19 protein-coding genes are annotated in these 18,386 nt (G+C 62.4%); 11 read left to right on the top strand and 8 right to left on the bottom strand.

Annotation, left to right across the window (positions count from 1 at the left end):
• Nucleotides 1-113: 113 nt before the first annotated feature.
• Together MB84_RS17505 and MB84_RS17500 are read left to right on the top strand one after the other, a co-directional pair.
• Nucleotides 114-698 carry a TetR/AcrR family transcriptional regulator gene (locus MB84_RS17505; protein WP_046292687.1) on the top strand — a complete coding sequence of 195 codons (585 nt, stop codon included), beginning with the start codon at nucleotides 114-116 and terminating at the stop codon, nucleotides 696-698.
• A 281-nt stretch (nucleotides 699-979) separates the two neighbouring features.
• Nucleotides 980-1,405 (top strand): organic hydroperoxide resistance protein, encoded by a 426-nt coding sequence (locus tag MB84_RS17500; RefSeq protein WP_046292686.1) that lies wholly within the window; start codon nucleotides 980-982, stop codon nucleotides 1,403-1,405.
• A 91-nt stretch (nucleotides 1,406-1,496) separates the two neighbouring features.
• Here MB84_RS17500 and MB84_RS17495 read toward each other — a convergent pair whose 3' ends face one another.
• Nucleotides 1,497-2,141, bottom strand: coding sequence for a DUF1439 domain-containing protein (locus MB84_RS17495; protein ID WP_046292685.1), 645 nt, complete (start codon nucleotides 2,139-2,141; stop codon nucleotides 1,497-1,499).
• A 177-nt stretch (nucleotides 2,142-2,318) separates the two neighbouring features.
• Nucleotides 2,319-2,534, bottom strand: a complete 216-nt coding sequence (locus tag MB84_RS17490) for a SlyX family protein (protein WP_046292684.1) — start codon at nucleotides 2,532-2,534, stop codon at nucleotides 2,319-2,321.
• A 114-nt stretch (nucleotides 2,535-2,648) separates the two neighbouring features.
• Between MB84_RS17490 and MB84_RS17485 the strand changes: the two genes are divergently transcribed.
• The gene (locus MB84_RS17485) at nucleotides 2,649-2,966 is read left to right on the top strand and encodes a YnfA family protein (protein WP_046293937.1); all 318 of its coding nucleotides are present in this window, start codon (nucleotides 2,649-2,651) and stop codon (nucleotides 2,964-2,966) included.
• Nucleotides 2,967-2,999: 33 nt separating this feature from the next.
• Here MB84_RS17485 and MB84_RS17480 read toward each other — a convergent pair whose 3' ends face one another.
• Complete coding sequence (locus tag MB84_RS17480; RefSeq protein WP_342672604.1) at nucleotides 3,000-3,599, bottom strand: helix-turn-helix transcriptional regulator; 600 nt, start codon at nucleotides 3,597-3,599, stop codon at nucleotides 3,000-3,002.
• Nucleotides 3,600-3,739: 140 nt separating this feature from the next.
• Here MB84_RS17480 and MB84_RS17475 point away from each other — a divergent pair, with 140 nt between their 5' ends.
• Nucleotides 3,740-5,248, top strand: coding sequence for an MFS transporter (locus MB84_RS17475; protein WP_046292682.1), 1,509 nt, complete (start codon nucleotides 3,740-3,742; stop codon nucleotides 5,246-5,248).
• Complete coding sequence (locus MB84_RS17470) at nucleotides 5,245-6,423, top strand: LysR family transcriptional regulator (RefSeq protein WP_052652513.1); 1,179 nt, start codon at nucleotides 5,245-5,247, stop codon at nucleotides 6,421-6,423. The genes MB84_RS17475 and MB84_RS17470 overlap by 4 nt, the downstream gene beginning before the upstream one ends.
• Here the strand turns inward: MB84_RS17470 and MB84_RS17465 are convergent.
• Nucleotides 6,351-7,811: a sensor domain-containing diguanylate cyclase gene (locus MB84_RS17465; protein ID WP_046292681.1), complete on the bottom strand. Its 1,461-nt coding sequence runs from the start codon at nucleotides 7,809-7,811 to the stop codon at nucleotides 6,351-6,353. The genes MB84_RS17470 and MB84_RS17465 overlap by 73 nt on opposite strands.
• Before the next feature lie 13 nt (nucleotides 7,812-7,824).
• Here MB84_RS17465 and MB84_RS30775 point away from each other — a divergent pair, with 13 nt between their 5' ends.
• Nucleotides 7,825-8,043, top strand: coding sequence for a hypothetical protein (locus MB84_RS30775; RefSeq protein ID WP_052652510.1), 219 nt, complete (start codon nucleotides 7,825-7,827; stop codon nucleotides 8,041-8,043).
• A gap of 27 nt (nucleotides 8,044-8,070) precedes the next feature.
• Here the strand turns inward: MB84_RS30775 and MB84_RS17455 are convergent, their stop codons facing one another.
• Entirely contained in the window at nucleotides 8,071-8,535 is a 465-nt protein-coding gene (locus tag MB84_RS17455; RefSeq protein ID WP_039396907.1) for an Lrp/AsnC family transcriptional regulator, read from the bottom strand.
• A gap of 267 nt (nucleotides 8,536-8,802) precedes the next feature.
• Between MB84_RS17455 and MB84_RS17450 the strand changes: the two genes are divergently transcribed.
• The 5 genes from MB84_RS17450 to MB84_RS17430 all read left to right on the top strand — a co-directional run bounded on the left by MB84_RS17450 (nucleotide 8,803) and on the right by MB84_RS17430 (nucleotide 13,987).
• Nucleotides 8,803-9,432 carry a LysE family translocator gene (locus tag MB84_RS17450; RefSeq protein ID WP_046293935.1) on the top strand — a complete coding sequence of 210 codons (630 nt, stop codon included), beginning with the start codon at nucleotides 8,803-8,805 and terminating at the stop codon, nucleotides 9,430-9,432.
• Nucleotides 9,433-9,942: 510 nt separating this feature from the next.
• The gene (gene cyoA / locus MB84_RS17445) at nucleotides 9,943-10,998 is read left to right on the top strand and encodes a ubiquinol oxidase subunit II (RefSeq protein ID WP_046292679.1); all 1,056 of its coding nucleotides are present in this window, start codon (nucleotides 9,943-9,945) and stop codon (nucleotides 10,996-10,998) included.
• A 15-nt stretch (nucleotides 10,999-11,013) separates the two neighbouring features.
• Entirely contained in the window at nucleotides 11,014-12,993 is a 1,980-nt protein-coding gene (cyoB, locus tag MB84_RS17440; RefSeq protein WP_046293934.1) for a cytochrome o ubiquinol oxidase subunit I, read from the top strand.
• 2 nt (nucleotides 12,994-12,995) lie between these two features.
• Nucleotides 12,996-13,622: a cytochrome o ubiquinol oxidase subunit III gene (locus tag MB84_RS17435; protein ID WP_046292678.1), complete on the top strand. Its 627-nt coding sequence runs from the start codon at nucleotides 12,996-12,998 to the stop codon at nucleotides 13,620-13,622.
• Nucleotides 13,622-13,987 carry a cytochrome o ubiquinol oxidase subunit IV gene (locus MB84_RS17430; RefSeq protein WP_046292677.1) on the top strand — a complete coding sequence of 122 codons (366 nt, stop codon included), beginning with the start codon at nucleotides 13,622-13,624 and terminating at the stop codon, nucleotides 13,985-13,987. The genes MB84_RS17435 and MB84_RS17430 overlap by 1 nt, the downstream gene beginning before the upstream one ends.
• A 337-nt stretch (nucleotides 13,988-14,324) precedes the next feature.
• On the opposite strand, the gene MB84_RS17425 is transcribed toward MB84_RS17430, so the two are convergent.
• The 3 genes from MB84_RS17425 to MB84_RS17415 form a co-directional block, all read right to left on the bottom strand.
• Nucleotides 14,325-16,109: a peptidoglycan D,D-transpeptidase FtsI family protein gene (locus tag MB84_RS17425; RefSeq protein WP_046292676.1), complete on the bottom strand. Its 1,785-nt coding sequence runs from the start codon at nucleotides 16,107-16,109 to the stop codon at nucleotides 14,325-14,327.
• A gap of 279 nt (nucleotides 16,110-16,388) precedes the next feature.
• Entirely contained in the window at nucleotides 16,389-17,222 is an 834-nt protein-coding gene (locus MB84_RS17420) for a DUF3047 domain-containing protein (protein WP_052653482.1), read from the bottom strand.
• 72 nt (nucleotides 17,223-17,294) lie between these two features.
• Nucleotides 17,295-17,921 (bottom strand): LysE family translocator, encoded by a 627-nt coding sequence (locus MB84_RS17415; protein ID WP_046292675.1) that lies wholly within the window; start codon nucleotides 17,919-17,921, stop codon nucleotides 17,295-17,297.
• Nucleotides 17,922-18,386 lie beyond the last annotated feature (465 nt).

The following is an 18,386-nucleotide window of genomic DNA, read 5'->3' as shown; positions in this document are numbered from 1 at the left end:
CATCGGGCGGTCGATGATCGTCGGCGCGCGGCTATCGCCTTCATCGAAACAATCAATCGACGTCGTCGAAAAGGAACTTGACTGTCTATCTACTAGTAGATAAAGTTCGTCACATGAACCGCACAACGACATCGCCCGCTGCACCGACCGTCCGGGAACAACTGCTCGATCATGCGCAGACGTTTCTGATGACGCGAGGCTACAACGGCTTTAGCTACCGCGATCTGGCGGCGCGCGTCGGTGTGAAGACGTCGAGCATTCACTACTACTTCCCGGCCAAGGAAGACCTGGTGCTCGAAGCGATCAGAGCGTACGACGGTTTCATCGGCGAAGGACTGGCGGCGATCGACGAGACGCTGCCCGCGCCGGAAAAGCTGGCGTTGTATGCGAAGGGCTTCGGACGCATCGTCGAAGACGGCCACCGGATCTGCCTGTGCGGCATGCTGGCGGCGGACATTGAAACGCTACCGGAAACGGTACGCGAAGCGGTGCAGCGGTTCTTCGCGTTTCACGAAGCGTGGCTGGCGCGGGTGCTGAGCCAAGGCACGCAAGCGGGTTCGTTGACGTTGACGTCCACGCCGGACGCGACGGCCCGCGCGCTGTTCGCCGGGTTTCAGGGCAGTGTGATGGCGTCGCGGCTGTTTCGCGCGCCGTCGAGACTGGAGGATGTGGTCGCGTCGGTGTGCGGCGTGGCGTGAACGCTTAAGGAAACACGCCGCGAACCGTCGCGGCGCAGCAGGACCCACACGGGAGGCATCTCCCGATTATTTGGGTTCGATTATCTATCTAGTGATAGATAGATATTGTGGGATGCGAGAAACGGGACGGGCGAAGCGGCGAGGTGGCTGCGACGTTCACAGAAGGTGTCCTGTGAGTGCATTAAGATGACCGCTTGGCTGCAAGGCACCGCGTTGTGCTGTGTCGGGTCAGGAAGGTCGAAGTTTGGAAGTGAAATTTTTCTACTTACCAGGAGTTCGTCATGTCGATCGAAAAAGTGCTGTACACCGCCCACGCCACTGCCACCGGAGGCCGTGATGGCCGCGCCACGTCGTCGGACGGCGTGCTTGACGTCAAGCTGGTCGTGCCCAAGGAAATGGGTGGCCCCGGCGTTGGCGGCACGAACCCGGAGCAACTGTTCGCCGCGGGCTACTCGGCCTGCTTCCTGGGCGCGCTGAAGTTCGTCGCAGGCAAGGAAAAGGTGACGCTGCCCGCCGAGACGAAGATTGACGGTAGCGTCGGCATCGGCCAGATCCCGACCGGCTTCGGCATTCAGGCCGAACTGAAGATCAGCGTGCCGGGCGTCGCTCGCGCCGTGGTCGAAGACCTCGTGCAAAAGGCACACATCGTGTGCCCATACTCGAACGCCACGCGTGGCAACATCGACGTGACGCTCACGATCGTCTAAGCGTCCTCGTCCTCGCACGTCGGATGTGAAAAGAGCAGCCCTCGGGCTGCTCTTTCGCTTCCTGCCGCCTGCAATGCTGCGCGGCGCCGTGTTACTTCGTCTTCACTTCGACCTTGATGCCGTCCGGCAGCACGGTGATCGCACCCGGCTCGACGTCGCGTCCGCCGTACTTCAATTGCTCCGGCTTGAACGTGTAGATCGGGTATTGATTGAGGACCTGCTGGGCAACATTGCCACCGATGGCCGTCAACTGCTGACCGTAGGCGGGCGGCATGCCATTCACGTCGACGCGCTCGACGCTCGGGTTGTCGAGCAGCACGGCGCGTCTGACCGGGTCGTACTTCAGCGCGCTGGAGATCGCGAGCACGCCTTTGAGCGGCTGACCTTGCAGCAGCACGTTCTGCACCTGCGCATCGACTTGCGTGTTGATGCGGTTGGCCTGCGGATTGAAGCCGATCTGCGGATGCGTCAGCTCGACGGCGAGCAACTGGCCGTAGTTCAGCGTCGTCGGAAAACGTTTGTCGACGGCGGCCTCGATGTCCTTGCGCGTCATCGTGTACTCGCCGGTCCAGATGTTGTAGGCGGCGTTTGCCGGACGCATGAGCGGCGCGAGCGCCAGACCGAGCAACCCGCCGATGGCGAGGTGCAGGGTGTCGCGGCGCGAAAGGGCGGAGGTGTCGTCGAGACGCTGGGTGTGCGCGATCGTCCGGGTGCGGCGTGAGCGTTGCGAAGTCATGTCACTGGGCCCGGCAGGCGGGCGTGCTTGAATCGTCGATGGTCATGTGACCCGCATGGCGTGGAATCGTTCTGAATGCGGCGTTGATCCGCGCGATCGACATCAGCTGCCGGATTCCACAATGTCCGTTGCGAGGCAGCCACAAATGTTGTTGCCGCAAGTTGCGCCAAACGCGTTTCAATAGTGCGGCGGAATTTCGTGACGCGGATTGCCGTCGCTGGCGCCACTCTGACCCTGCGATTGCATTTGCTGATAAAGCGCCTTGAGCTGCTTCTGCAGCAGGTCGATCTGCTGCTCCTGACGCGTCACGATCTCGTTGAGCGTCTCCAGCAGGTCTTCCTGAAATGCCGCTTTGACTTCGAGTTCGACGACGCGGGCTTCCAACGATTCCATGAGCTTCTCCGGTGAACGCGGCATTGTAGGCCATTGAACGGTTCACACGTCCGCGCTGCATGGTGCGACGTGCGTGGCGAGACGTTTCGCGAACGTGCCGGGCATAATCGCAACATGAAAACCTTTCTGCTTTATGTCGTCACGGCGGTGGCGGAAATCGTCGGCTGCTACTTGCCCTGGTTGTGGCTCAAACAGGATCGCAGCGCGTGGCTGCTGGTGCCCGGCGCTGCGGCGCTCGCGCTGTTCGCGTGGTTGCTCACACTCCATCCGTCGGCCGCCGGGCGCGTCTATGCGGCATATGGCGGCGTGTACATCGGGGTCGCCATCGTGTGGTTGTGGCTTGTCGATGGCGTGCGTCCGACGTCATGCGACGTCGCCGGTGTCGTTGTGGCGCTCGCGGGCATGAGCCTGATTGCGTTTCAGCCACGCTGAGCTCGCACCGGCGGCCATAGCGAGGACAGCCGTTCAGTCCGTCTTCACGCGATAGGTGCAACGCTGTCCGCCTGCGAGGATGTGCGTCTCGCGCGACACGGTGCCGCGCTTACCGATCAACTCTTGGAACAGTTCCAGTTCCGTGCGACAGAAGCCCTGACAAGTCTTGGCCGCAGCGCAGATCGGGCAGTGGTCCTCGATCAGCAGCCAGTCGTCGCCATCGCGCTCCACACGCGCCATGTAACCTTCCGCCGAACGAATTTCCGCAAGCTTCTCCATGCGGGCCGGTAGGTCGGGCAGCGGATCGATGGCCTTTTTGTAGCTCGTGCGCGTCTCGGCCGCGCGTTGCGTAATCAGCCGGTCGAGCCCGTCCTCGCCGAACAACTGACGAATCGAGCCGATCAGTTGAATCGTGAGCGTGGAGTGGGCGTCGGGAAAGCGGCTGTGACCGGCTTCTGTGAGGGCCCACGCCTGACGGGGACGCCCCGCGCCACGCGAGGGCATCGTCTCGCCGGCGAGCAGACCGTCCGCCACCAGCTTCTGCACCTGCTGACGTGCCGCTTCCGCCGTGATCCCCAACCCGGAGGCGACTTCCGCCGTCGACGCCGGGCCTTGCGTCTTCAACCAATGCAAAACGCGCTCGTGCCCGGCAACCGGCGCCACGAGCGGTGCTGCCCTATTATCCAAGTGGTTATTTGGGTAATTCATCGTGAGGCATGTAATATCCAAGAACTTTCTTGCATATTAGTCGCCGCAGCGGTGACTGTCCATCCATGACAACGAGCACGACGAATTCCACGGCGCCGGGCTGGCGCGATTTGTTGAGTGGCAACAACGGCTGGCGGTCGTTGGCGCTAGCGGGTGGGGTCGCGTTACATGCGACCAACGTGTACGTGGCGACGACGGTGTTGCCGTCCATCGTGAAAGAAATCGGCGGACTGGATCTGTATTCGTGGAATACGACGCTGTTCGTCGTGGCGTCGATTCTCGGCTCGGTCTTCGCGGCCCAGATGCTTTCGACGCTTGGGCCACGCGCGGCTTATATCGCAGCGCTCGTCGGCTTCAGCGCGGGCACGATCGTGTGCGCCGCCGCGCCGAGCATGCCGTGGATGCTGGCCGGGCGCACGTTACAGGGCTTCGGCGGTGGCATTCTGCTGGCGCTGAGTTACGCATTGATCCGCATCGTGTTTGCGCCGCCGTTGTGGTCGAGGGCGATGGGGCTGGTCTCGGGGATGTGGGGCGTCGCAACGCTCTGCGGCCCGGCCGTTGGCGGCGTCTTCGCGCAGTTCGGTCACTGGCGCTGGGCGTTCTGGTCGCTACTGCCCATTGTGGTGGGACTGGGCCTCATCATTCGCGCACAGGTGCCGGGCGGACGCACGGTGAAAGCCGCCGACGGGACGTCGCAAAGCCACGGTGACAACGACGGCGCGCACGCCGTGCCGTGGTTCAAGGTCGTGCTGCTGTGCGCGTCGGCTGTGGCGATTTCGCTCGGTGCGGTCGTGAATTCGCACGTCGTGGCCGCAGCGTGGATGGTGCTCGGCCTCGCCCTCGCAGGGTGGCTGGCACAGCGCGAGCGCAGCGTGCGCCATGCGTTGCCGCGACTGATGCCCACGGGCGCGTACTCGTTGCGCACGCGTTTGGGCAGGCTCTACGCCACCATGAGCCTGCTCGGTTTGGCCATGACGAGCGAGATCTACATCCCCTATTTCCTTCAGACGATTCACGCACAGACGCCGTTTGCTGCGGGCTATCTTGCTGCACTCATGGCAGCGGGCTGGTCGGTCGGCTCGATGACGAGCGCCAGCCTTCAGGGCGACGCCGCCGAGCGGCGCGTTCGCCTCGGCCCGGTCATCGTCGCCGTGGGGATGTTTGCCCTCGCGTGGTTGCTGCCACAGTCATCGCTCTTCGACAGCGCAGCAGGGATTACAACGCTTTGCATTGCGCTGTTCGGCGTGGGGATCGGTGTCGGCATTGGCTGGCCGCATTTGCTCACGCGGGTGATGACGGCGGCGCGTCCGGGTGAAGCGGGGCTGGCGTCTGCCTCGATCACCACGGTGCAGTTGTATTCGATGGCGCTCGGCTCGGCGCTCGCGGGGCTCGTCGCGAACTCGGCGGGCCTGGCCGACGGCGGGCTGCCCGAAATCCAGCGAGCCTCGATCTGGTTATTCGCGGTATTCGCCCTCGCGCCGGCGGGCGCGGCCGTCACCATCTGGCGCGGCAGGACAGCCGCATTCATTCACGCAAACGCACAGAACGAACGAGAAGGGCGGGAGGCATCATGATCGATCGAATCACTGCCATGCGTACCTTCGTACGCGTGGCCGAGGTCGGCAGCTTCACGAAGGCGGCGGCGTCGCTCGATATTCCACGCGCGACGGCGACGACACAGGTGCAGCACCTCGAACGCTGGTTCGGCGTGGCGCTCTTCACGCGCTCCACCCGGCGTGTGGCGCTCACGATGGAAGGTGCGGCGTACTACGAGCGATGTTCGACGATTCTCGCGGACGTGGAAGAAGTCGAGTCGGGGCTGTTCGGCGCGCACGCTCAGTTGCGCGGACGCCTCGCCGTCGTACTGCCGCCGGTTATCGCCCGCGAGGTGGTCATGCCGTCGCTCGCCGAGTTTCAGGCGCGTTATCCGGGGCTGGAGATTGCGCTCGATGCGACGCCTGCCCATGGGGACTGGCGTGGCGACGGCGTGGATTGCGGAGTCGTGCTGGGGGAGTTGCCGGACTCGCGGCTGGTGGCGCGACATTTGGGCGACCTGCCGCGTGTGACGTGCGCAAGCCGTCGCTATCTCGACCTGCACGGCACGCCGGAGGATCTCGACGGACTGGCGACGCACACGTCGGTCAAATGGTTGTCTGCGCCAGCGGAGTCTTTGGCCCCGCTGGCTGCACCGTCGCAAGCATCGTCGGCATCGTCGGCGTCGTCAACTGAGGGCGGTCAGGGCTTCATGTTGCCGACGCGTTGTGGCGATCTCACGCTGACGGTCGGCGGCCAGGCGACGTGCGTGCGCACGCGCGGCCAACTACACGTCGGCGATGAAGCGGCCTATCTCGCCGCAGGGCTGGAAGGACTGGGACTGATTCAGCCGACGTTGCTGGCGGCCGCGCCGTATCTGGCGTCGGGGCGGCTGGTGCCGGTGCTGCCGAAGTGTCCGCCACCGCCGTTGCGGCTGTCGGCGGCGTATCCGGCGCAAAAGCGTGTGTCGCCGCGTGTGAGAGCGTTCGTCGACTGGCTGGCGTTGATCTGCGAGCCGTTAGCTCATGCAGGTCATGCACAGGCGGCTGGCGGCGACGTGGCGGAGGAGGCCGCAACGCCAGCCGCCCAAGCCCCCGACGTAACCGCCGGTTCGAAGCCCCGTTCGAAAGCCGAGCAGACGCGTTATGCGCCTCTGTCGGTCTTGCCCGGGGGCGAACCGTCGAGCACGCGGCGCTCGTTGACGCTGCCCGCGTAGTGATTGCGCTTCTCTTCGTACATCAGCAGATCGGCGCGCTGGATCGTCGCTTCGAGCCGTTCGCCAGCCTCGCACGTCGCCATCCCCATCGAGAACGACAGCGGCGTGCCGGGGTAGAACGAGTTATTGAGCTCCACGAGCTGACGAATGCTCTCGATCATCGCGGCACCGCCTGTCTTGTCGGTCGACGGCAGCAGCAGCGCGAATTCGTCGCCGCCGATGCGGGCCGCGATCTGAGGCGCGGCGACCGCCTTGCCCAGCACTTCGCCCGCGCGACGCAGTAGCGCGTCGCCAGCGGCGTGCCCCAACTGATCGTTCACCGTCTTCAGGCCGTTCAGATCGGCGACCACCACCGTCACCGGGTATGGGCCCTTACGCTCGAGCCGGTTGAGTTCGTCCACATAGAACGACCGGTTGCGCAGCTTGGTTAGCACGTCGTGCTTGCCGAGGAATTCCAGATACGACTCGGCCTTCTTGCGCGCGGTGATGTCGGTGAGCGCAACGAGTACGAGATCCCAGCGCGACTCATGGCCGGGCAGCACGGCGAATTGCAGATGGACGTTGATCTCGTTGCCGTCGAGCGCGTAGTTCACGACTTCGCGCTGCTGAAAGAGTTTGTTCTCCCACAGGTCGATCAGTTGTTCGCGGAAGTTGTGACGCATGTCGTCGCGGAACACGTCGGGCAGACGGCTGAGCAGGGTGGCCTTGTCGGGGGCGACGAACATCGCCAGCGTGTGACGATTCACGTCGAGCACGTCGATTTCCTGCATGCAGCGCTCGACAAACTCCGGGTGCACGTCGGTGAACGTGCGGAAGTCGGTAATGCCGCGTGCACGCGCATCGTCGAGCAGCAACTTGATCGCGCTGAAATCTTCGACCCACAGCGAGACCGGCGAATACTCGAACAGTCCTCGGGCGTATTGCTCGCCCATGGTGACGCGCTCGCGGGCGTGCTCCAGTTCGGTCACGTTCTCCAGCGAGATCAGCACGCGATCGAGCGTGGCTTCATGCCCGGGCAGGACGGAGCCGTTCAGCAGTACGTCCAGACGGCGGCCGTCGAGCGTGTAGTTGACGGTCTTGCTCGTGAAATGGGTGTGGCCATCCCACAGTTGGCAAACCTCTTCGATGTGCGTCTTGAGCATGTCGTCGCGGAACACGCGCGACAAGTTGGCGACGAGTTCGTCGAGCGTGGGCGCATTGAACATCGCCAGGGTCCGACGATTGACCTTGATGACGCGAATACGTTGGGAACACTGCGAGACGTGCGACGGATCGGCTTTGAAGTGTGCGCGCAGATCGACCACGCCCTGCGCACGCCATTCGTCGAACAATCGCTTCACGCCGCTGAAGTCTTCTAGCCACAGAGAGACGGGCGCGAGGTCGAACATCAGGGCGTCGTCGGTGACGCTGGCCGCCGAGGGCACGGCGGTCGCGGACGTCGCGGACGTCGCGGATGACGCGGATGACGCGGATGACGCGGATGACGCGGATGACGCGGGTGTCGCGGATGTCGCGTTAGGCGAAGGTACGGCGGGCATGGCGTCCGGCATGTGGCACCTGGTCGGTTATGTCTGTTTTAGCCCGCCATTTTACGTTCAAACGATTTGCAAGCCGTCCTGACTTCGTGCGATTTCGCGTTGCGTCGAATTACAGCAGCGGCGCGCCGGTATCGCGTTTGACTTCGCGCAGGGAAAGCATCGACTCGATGGACGACACGCCGGGCAGGGCGCGCAATACGTCGCGCGTGAAACTGCCGTAATCGTCGAGGTCGGTGGCGACCACGCCGAGCAGATAGTCGGCACTGCCGGAGATGTTATGGCACGACACGATACGGTCGATGGCTTGCACTTCCCGCTCGAACTGTTCGGACAGGGCACGATCGTGCACCGCGAAGCGCACATGGACAAAGGCGGTCACGCCGAGACCCAGCGCGCGGTGCGAGAGTTCGGCGCGGTAGCCGGTGATGTAGCCCTCGGCTTCGAGACGCTTGAGGCGTCGCGCACATGGCGTTTCCGAGAGCGATACACGCTCCGCAAGGCGGGCGTTGGAAATGCGGCCATCGCGTTGGACGATGGCGAGAATTGCCCGGTCGATCGCGTCGAGTTCGTTCATTGTGGGTATCCCGCTACAAAATCTGCTGCAAAGATGGCATTCCACCACGATATGGGAGGAGGGGAAAGTGTTTCCCTCGTCCGTTTGGCCTAAGCCGATGAGCAACGGGATAAAGGTGAGGATGGTGGTTTTTGTCGATGTTTAAATGATAGTGGTGTAATGCGCCAATAAATGAGTATTTATTGGGTGGAAAACGCCATGTATCGCTCATTGAATGGCGAGATCATGAGGTTCATTTTCGTCCGCTTTCATTCGTTGGGGAAAAACATGGTCTCGCCGCAGTTGCTCACCGTCTTCATTGGCGCGCTGATTGTCGTCTACGCGCTGCCCGGCCCCGATATGGCGGTGGTGATGCAAACGAGCATGACGCGCGGCACGCGACACGGACTCGCCACGGCCGCCGGTCTGGCGCTGGCGCGTGCCGCGCACGTGACGCTCTCGGCCTGCGGCGTGGCGGCGCTGCTGCGCGCCGCGCCCTGGCTGTTCGAGACGGTGCGCATTGTCGGCGCTATCTACCTGGCATGGGTGGCCCTCCAGATCTGGCGTTCACCGGCATTCGGGGTGCAGGCCGTGGCCGCGTCAGACGAGGCCGCACCGCCGCTCTCCCACGCGTTTCGCCGTGGCGTGTTGTCGAGCGTACTCAACCCGAAGGCGCTGCTGTTCTGTTCGGTGCTCCTGCCGCAGTTCGTCCGCCCCGAAGCGGGCCCGGTGTGGACGCAAGTGCTCGAACTCGGCGTGCTGCTGCTGATCGTCGGGGCGATGTTCGACGTCGCGCTCGCATTCGGCGCGGCGCGCATCGCTAACTGGCTGCGCGCCCGGCCGTTTGCACAAAAAGTACAACGCTGGTCGTTCGGCGCTGCGCTCATGGCATTTGCCGTACGACTGTCGCTCGACTGAAAAGCCGGGCACAATACATCTCACCTACATCACCTTCCATCGATTGCACCAAACAAGTGCATTTCGCTGCGACACGGCAAATTGGGGTGCGACACAACGTCGCACCCATTGAATTCCCAGAACCTTCCCGCATTGCTGCATTGCACAGCGTTTACCGTCAAAAAGGTGCCGATCTGCTCGGAAATCGTCGCGCGCGTACGCGTGAAGGCTGCGCGACACATTGTCGCGCAGGCGGGTGTGCGATGTCCGGCCTAATTAAACTTCGGCATAATGCCGCACCGTGATGGAAGTAAAAGACAAGAAGTCGGACAGTGACTTGAGGTCTGCGGGCGGCAATCCGCCCCGGTTCCCGTCTTTTCGATGACACAGTCGTCGTAGTTCGACCGGTGCAATACCGGCGAGACGACTGCTCCCGTCCCACCTAACCCTTGCCAACCTCCTGCGACCCTGCATCAGGCCGGTAAGCCCGTGTTGCGCCGTTCGCTGGCCAACTCAACCCTGTCGTGTGACATGAAGAAACACAGAAACCCGCGATTGTTTAGGCTGCTCGCCTTGTGCTCGCCGCTGCTTTTGGCAGGCTGCGACATGACGCTGCTCGACCCTAAGGGGCAGATCGGACTTGAGAACAAGAACCTGATCCTCACGGCCACCTGGCTGATGTTGATCGTGGTGATTCCGGTCATTCTGATGACGCTTTGGTTCGCGTGGAAGTACCGCGCATCCAACAAGACGGCGCGCTATGAGCCGAATTGGTCGCACTCGACGGCCATTGAGGTCGTGGTCTGGCTCGTGCCGATCATCATCATTGCGATCCTCGCGCGCATCACCTGGGTCTCCACCCACGAACTCGACCCGTACAAGCCGCTGGAAAGCGACGTGAAGCCGATTACGGTCGAAGTGGTGGCGTTGAACTACAAGTGGCTGTTCATTTATCCGGAACAGGGCATTGCGTCGATCAACGAACTGGCCGTTCCTGTCGATGTCCCGGTGAATTTCAAGATCACCTCGGAATCGATCATGAACTCGTTCTTCATTCCGCAACTGGGTAGCCAGGTCTACTCGATGGCTGGCATGGAAACGAAGCTGCACCTGATCGCCAACCACGTCGGCTCGTACGACGGGATTTCGGCGAACTACAGCGGCGGCGGCTTCTCGGGCATGCGTTTCAAGACGCTGGCGATGACGGACGGCGACTTCCAGCAATGGGTCACGAAGGTGCGCGAGTCGAAGAAGGTGCTCGACAAGCAAGCCTACGCCTCGCTGGTGCCGATGAGCGAGAACACGCCGGTCACGTACTACAGCTCGGTCGACGCGAACATGTTCCAGTCGATCGTGCACGCCCCGATGGCATCGGGCATGGCTCAGCAGCATGAAGGCCATGAAAACCACGGTGCCATGGAAATGAAGGGCATGGACATGAAGATGGAAATGAAGGGCGCGGGCACCGACGCCGCGACGGCTCCGGCCGCTGCGGCCAACGTGCAAGGCCAGTCGATGACCATGGCCATGGACGCCGGTGCGCACGCGATGCATGCCGGCGCGGCTGCGCACGCGCATAAGGAGTAAACAACAATGTCAGCACTGTTTGGCAAACTGACTCTCGAAGCCATCCCGTACCACGAGCCGATCATTGTCGGCGCGGTCGGCATGATGGTCTTGGGCGGGTTGGGCATCCTCGGGTTGCTCACCTACTTCGGCAAGTGGAAGTACCTGTGGAACGAGTGGGTCACGTCGGTCGATCACAAGAAGATCGGCGTGATGTACGTGCTCGTCGCGCTCGTCATGCTGCTGCGCGGCTTTGCCGACGCCATGATGATGCGTACCCAGCTGGCGCTTGCGCATAACTCGGGCGGTATTCTCCCGCCGGATCACTACGACCAGATCTTCACCGCCCACGGCGTGATCATGATCTTCTTCGTGGCGATGCCTTTCATGACGGGTCTCGTGAACCTCGTGGTGCCGCTGCAAATCGGCGCACGCGACGTGGCGTTCCCGTTCCTGAACACGCTGTCGTTCTGGCTGTTCGTGGCCGGCGCCGCGCTGGTGAACCTGTCGCTGGGCGTGGGTGAATTCGCTCGCACGGGCTGGCTGGCTTATCCGCCGCTCTCGGGTATTCAGTACAGCCCGGGCGTGGGGGTGGATTACTACATCTGGGCCTTGCAAATTTCAGGTCTGGGGACGTTGCTCACGGGTGTGAACTTCGTCGTCACGATTCTGAAGATGCGCGCACCGGGCATGAACCTGATGAAGATGCCGATCTTCACGTGGACGTCCCTCTGCACGATGGTGCTGGTGTGCGCAGCGTTCCCGGTGCTGACCGTGACGCTGGGCCTGCTCTCGCTGGATCGCTATCTCGACTTCCATTTCTTCACGAATGAGTTGGGCGGCAATCCGATGATGTACATCAACCTGATCTGGATCTGGGGTCACCCTGAGGTGTACATCCTGATCTTGCCGGCGTTCGGTATCTTCTCGGAAATCATCTCGACGTTCTCGGGCAAGAAGCTGTTCGGCTACAAGTCGATGGTGTACGCCACGGCCGCGATCATGGTGCTGTCGTTCCTCGTGTGGGCGCACCACTTCTTCACGATGGGTTCGGGCGCAAGCGTGAACGCGTTCTTCGGTATCGCGACGATGATCATCTCGATCCCGACCGGCGTGAAGATCTTCAACTGGCTGTTCACGATGTACCGTGGTCGCGTGCAAATGACGACGCCGGTGCTGTGGACGCTGGGCTTCATCGTCACGTTCGTGATCGGTGGTATGACGGGCGTGCTGCTGGCCGTGCCGGGCGCCGACTTCGTGCTGCACAACTCGCTGTTCCTGATTGCTCACTTCCACAACGTGATCATCGGCGGCGTGCTGTTCGGTTACATCGCCGGTATGAACTACTGGTTCCCGAAGGCTTTCGGCTTCAAGCTCGACGAGCGTCTGGGCAAGGCAAGCTTCTGGTGCTGGCTGATCGGCTTCTACCTCGCATTCATGCCGCTGTACGTGCTCGGCCTGATGGGCATGACCCGTCGTCTGAACCACTACGACAACCCCGCATGGCAGCCGTGGCTGATCGCTGCGCTGATCGGCGCGCTGTTCATCGCCGCCGGTATCGGCTTCCAGGTGCTGCAACTGGTCGTGTCGATCAAGAACCGCAAGGCGCTGGCCGACACCACGGGCGACCCCTGGAACGGCCGTACGCTGGAGTGGATGACGTCGTCGCCGCCGCAGTTCTACAACTTTGCCGAAGAGCCGCGCGTGCATGACATCGACGAGCTGGCTTATCGCAAGGAACACGGCATCAAGAGCGATCTGAAGACGAGCTACGCCCCGATTCACATGCCGAAGAACACCGGCGCAGGTTTCATCATCAGTGCGTTCTCGCTGGTGTTCGGTTTCGCCGCGATCTGGCACATCTGGTGGCTCGCCATCGTTGGCTTCGTGGGCATGATCGTGACGTTCATCTGCCGCAGCAACAACGATTCGATCGACTACTACGTGCAGTCGCCGGAAGTGGTGGCCATTGAATCGGCTCACCATCAGGCACTGGCCGCAGCAGCAAAGGCTTAATCATGACGAGCGAAGTTCTCAAACACACGGGCGCGCATGCCGATGCGCATGCGCACGACCACGCGCACCACGACACCGGCGGCAATACGATCTTCGGTTTCTGGGTGTACCTGATGACCGACCTGGTGCTGTTCGCCAGCTTGTTCGCCACCTTCGCGGTGCTGCGTGACTCGACGGCGGGCGGCCCCACGGGCAAGGAACTGTTCGACCTGAAGTTCGTGCTGGTCGAAACGTTCATCCTGCTGTTCTCGTCGATCACCTATGGCTTCGCCATGATCGGCCTGCACAACGGCAAGAAGGGCGCCGTGATGAGCTGGCTGGCCATCACGTGGCTGCTGGGCGCGGGCTTTATCGCGATGGAACTCGATGAATTCCATCACCTGATCCTCGAAGGCGCAGGTCCGAACCGTAGCGGCTTCCTGTCGTCGTTCTTCGCACTGGTGGCGACGCACGGTCTGCACGTGGCCTCGGGCCTGCTGTGGATGGCGGTGCTGATGTTCCAGATCGCCAAGAAGGGCCTGACGTCGACCAACACGACGCGTCTGCAGTGCCTCTCGCTGTTCTGGCACTTCTTGGACGTGGTCTGGATCGGCGTGTTCACGGTCGTGTACCTGATGGGAGCGATGTAATGAGCAATAGCAAATCGGTGCAATCGCACGGCCACGACGCTGGCCACAACGCAGCCGGTGGTAGCCACGGTAGCGTGAAGTCGTACCTGATCGGCTTCGTGCTCGCCGTGATCCTGACGGTCATCCCATTCAAGCTGGTGATGGACGGCACGATGCCTCCCTCGACGGTGCTCCCGCTGATTCTCGGCGCAGCACTGATCCAGATCATCGTCCACCTGATCTACTTCCTGCACATGGACCGCTCATCGGAACAGCGCTGGAATGTGATGGCGTTCCTGTTCACCGTGCTGATCGTCGCCATCGTGCTCGTCGGCTCGCTGTGGATCATGCACAACGCCAACTCGCTGATGATGCCGGGGATGTAAGTCCCGGAACTTGCCGGTAGTCTTCGGCAAGTGCGAAAGGCGGCTTCGGGTTTTACCGGGCCGCCTTTTTCTATTTTGGCTTTGAGGGGCTGTTGGCGGTGGGTTGGGGCGTTTGGCGCTTTCAGTACGCAAAAAGGGCAATTCGACTCATCGAATTGCCCTTTTTGCTCACACGCGGTCTGTTCGTCGACACCGCCCGCCGTTCAATCGCGTACGCCCTTTCCCACCCCCGAACCCGCGGCGCTTGCCGGTACCCTGACTGCGCTCCACCTGAAAGTCGCTCCGTCAGGGCACCGACAATCACCGCTCATTTATCCTGCGCCGTCACCGCTATCGATTAACCATGCGGCGGCTTGTCGTCCGGCGGCGTATCCGACGTCGGGGCCGCCAGTATGACCCCCGGGCGCACCGGCAGGTCCGGACGAATGCCCAACAACGGCAGCGCCTGCGACGCTATCTCCGCAAATGCCGGGCCCGCCGCCTGACCACCAAAGTGCTGCGATGCCTTCGGCTCATCCACCGACACCGCAATCACCAATCGCGGTGCCGACAACGGCGCTATCCCCACGAACGACGCACGGTACTTCGAATGGTCGTACCCATGCGCCCCGGCCTTGTATGCCGTCCCCGTCTTCCCACCAATGCTGTATCCCGCCACCTGCGCCGTCGTTGCCGTCCCGCCCGTGTCGACCACGCTGGCCAACATCTTGCGCATCTCGGACGCCGTGCGCGTATCGATCACCCGCACGCCCTCCGCCTGTACCGGCGTATCCGGCTTGATGATCGAAATGGGCACCATCACGCCATCGTTCGCGAAGATCGTGTACGCCCGCGCCAACTGGAACAGCGACGCCGAAATCCCGTAACCGTACGCCATCGTCGCCTGCTCGATCCGCCGCCACGACTTGTACGGACGCAGACGACCCGATACCGCACCCGGAAAGCCCAGCTTGGGCTGCTGTCCCAGACCGATCTCGGTGAACATGTCCCACATCTCTTCCGCACGCAACATCGTCGACACCTTCGTCATGCCAATGTTGCTCGACTTCTGAATCACGCCCGCCGCCGTCAACGTGCCGTTCGCACTGTCGTCTGTGATCGTCGCTCCCTCGAAGACATAACGGCCCGGGCCGGTGTCGATGGGGGTCGTTGGCGTCAGGCGATGCAGATCCAGCGCCAGCGCCATCGTGAACGGCTTGAGAATCGACCCCGGCTCGAAGACGTCGGTGAACACGCGGTTGCGCAACTGCTCACCCGTCAGATGCCCCCGATCGTTCGGGTTGTACGTCGGCAAGTTGGTCAAGGCCAGCACCTGTCCGGTCTTCGCGTCGATGACGACCGCCATCGCAGCCTTCGCACCCGTGCGGTCCAGCGCATTCTTCAACGCCTCGTAAGCGATGTACTGCACGCGAGTGTCGAGCGTCAGACGAATGTCCTGGCCGTCTCGCGGCGGACTGGAGTCGTCGAGATCCTGAATCGTGCGCCCGATGCGATCCTTGATCACGCGCCGCACGCCCGCCGCGCCTTCGAGCAGCGACTCCTCGCCCAACTCCATACCCTCCTGTCCCTTGTCCTCGACATTGGTAAAGCCAACCACGTGCGCAGCCACTTCACCTTCGGGGTAGAAGCGCTTGTATTCGCTACTCTCGTAGACGCCGGGAATGCCCAGCGCTTCGACCTGCTTGCCAATCTCCGGCGACACCTGACGCTTCACATAGACGAACTTCTTCTCACCGATGAGCTTGGTGCGCAGTTCCTTCGCAGGGATGTCGAGCAGCTTGCTGGCCTTCTGGACGTCACTGTCGGAAAGGTCGTCCGGCACTTCGGCAGGGACGGCCCAAATGGTGCGCATCGGCAGACTGGTCGCAAGCACGCGACCGTCGCGATCTTCGATCTTGCCCCGTACCCCCGGCATGACGATGGCATGCTCGTAACGCTTTTCACCCTGCGCGATGTAGAAACCGTTGCCCGGTCCGGCAATCCAGAACGCCCGGATGACCAACCCGATGAAAGCGAGGGTGATGACGATGACGACGAATTTGGAGCGCCATAACGACATGCGCGATTGCAAAACAGGACTTGCGGAGAACGTGACGTCCTTGGGCTGGCGTTTCTTTTGCATGGCGCTCGCAGGGCGAATGAGAGGCGGGTTACGGCGATTAGCAGCATTGAGCCCGTCAACCGACGATGGCTCAAATTCTAGGCGAGATAGCGTAGCACGCAAGCGTCTGTTGCAATAGCGCAAAAGCCCCGTCAGACGGGGCTTTCAGGGTTATTTTGGAGACTTTCGACGCGGCATTTCGCATGGGTGTCGGCAGGTGAAACCATAGGCGGATTTTCATCCGGATTTGCGTGCTGGTTTGCGTGCCGATCCTTGCCTCGATTCGCGCTCCGATGCGTGCTATTTCCCCGCGTCGAATCGTACGTCGCCATACCACGCGCGCGCTGTCGCATGGGTGTTGTCGCTATCGGTGAAAATGCCGTAACCGAGCAACTTGCCCGGCTTCTCTTTATAGACGCGCTCGTAATCGGCCGCGACGTTGCGTGAGAACGTCTGCCACTTGCCGAGCGACGCATCGCCGCCCGCCACGACCATCATCTGCACCCGGTCGGTGTGCGGGTTCTGGATGACACCGCCCACCGGTGCATCGTTGGACCAGATGTACATGAGCGTTGCGTACGGCAAGTCTTCGCCCCCCGCCTTGGCCAGCGTCATCGCCGCACGGTCCCCGAACGACAGCGACGACTTGTCGCCGTCGAAGAAAAACACGAGTCGCGCCGGCGCATCCTCCTTGTCGCTCGCGAGGTTGTCCGCGCCCGGAATGGCTTTGTCGACCTTCCATCGCCACGCGACGACCGGCGTGACGTTCAGATCGATACCGTCACCCTTGGCGACGAGCGCCGACGCCGAATCGACCGAATTGGCCTCGATGACGTTGCGCTTGCCATCGGCCACGACGGTGTAGGCGGTGAGCTTCTTGCCGCTCACCACGGGCAAGTTCTGCCATCCCGTCGGTAGCGCGCTACCCGGACTGGCTTTCGAGAAAGGCACGGCTGCCGAGCCGCCACCGGCGCTTGCGTCGGCCGAAATGGCGTTGGGAACATAGGCCAGCGCGGCGAGCCAGGCGACGACCGCAGCCAATGCCGCCCCCGTCGCGCGACGGGACGGCGGGTGGAAGGCTTGCGCGCAAAGAGTGACGTACGGCGAACGAAGCGTCGAGACAATGCGTTGCATGGTGAACGACTCCAACGTTGAAGAACGAACTCGGCACGACGAACTCGGCACGACGAACTCAGCAGGACGAACTCAGCGCTGTTGCATGGCGACGCGCAGGCCCAGGCCGATGAAGATGGTGCCGATGATCTTGCCCTGCCAGCGCAACAGCCAGGTGAGGCGTCCCACGAACTTGCCGAGCGGACGCACCGACATCGCAATGGCCGCCGTATAAAGCGCGCTCATCGCTACGAACACCAGCCCCAGCACGAGGAATTGCCCGAAGGCATTGCCCTCGCTCGTATGCACGAACTGCGGCATGAAGGCGAGGAAGAACAGGGCGGTCTTCGGATTGAGCACCTCGGTCGCTACCGCCTGAGCGAATGCGCGCCCCGGCGAGACTTTCGGCGCAACCGGCAACTGCGGATCGGACGGCCGCTCACGCAGCGCTTTGACGCCCAGATAGATCAGGTAGGCCGCACCCACATATTTGACGACGTCGAACGCCAGCGCGGACGTCATCAACACCGCCGAGAGCCCGACCGCCGCGCACAGCGTGTGCACCAGATCGCCCAGCGCAATGCCCATGCCGGTCATGACACCGGCGCGGCGTCCGCCCTGCACGGTGCGGGTGATGGTCAGCAAGACGGCCGGGCCGGGAATCAGAAAAAGCCCGAGGACAACGGCAACGAATGTGGCAAGCGTGGCAAGGGTCGGCATGAAAAGCCTCCGGTGGGGTCGAGGGCGGTACGGGCCGTGACGGCCGTGCAATGGCGACATCATCCCAGATTCCGAAGGCGGGCGCCCGAAAGGGCACAGAGCGAATCCTGAAGCGCCGCGCGCACCAGTGACAGACCATGCCCGGTCTTTCGATCCCGCCGGATGACGGCATTCAGGAGCCCGCGCTATGTCACTTGGATCTTCCTCTTCATCTTCCTCGTCTTCTTCGTCCTCTTCGTCCTCTTCTCTCTCGATGGTCTCGTCTCTTCCCGCGACAGGCACGCTCCTCCAGGTCGCACTGAATGCGATGCATTGCGCCTTCGACGGCTTCCGTGGAGACTTCTCGGGAGCCGTGGCTTGTCTGCGCGATAGCGGCTTAAGCCAGTGGCTATCCGATTCATGGCGGCACGCGGGGCAGCGGTTCCAACAGCACGCGCCAACACATTCCGGCGTCTCGGACGTTGG

It is taken from the genome of Pandoraea oxalativorans, from assembly GCF_000972785.3.
Lineage (GTDB): Bacteria > Pseudomonadota > Gammaproteobacteria > Burkholderiales > Burkholderiaceae > Pandoraea > Pandoraea oxalativorans.
The sequence above is the reverse complement of the archived record's forward strand: the minus strand, read 5'-3'. Positions and strand labels throughout refer to the sequence as shown.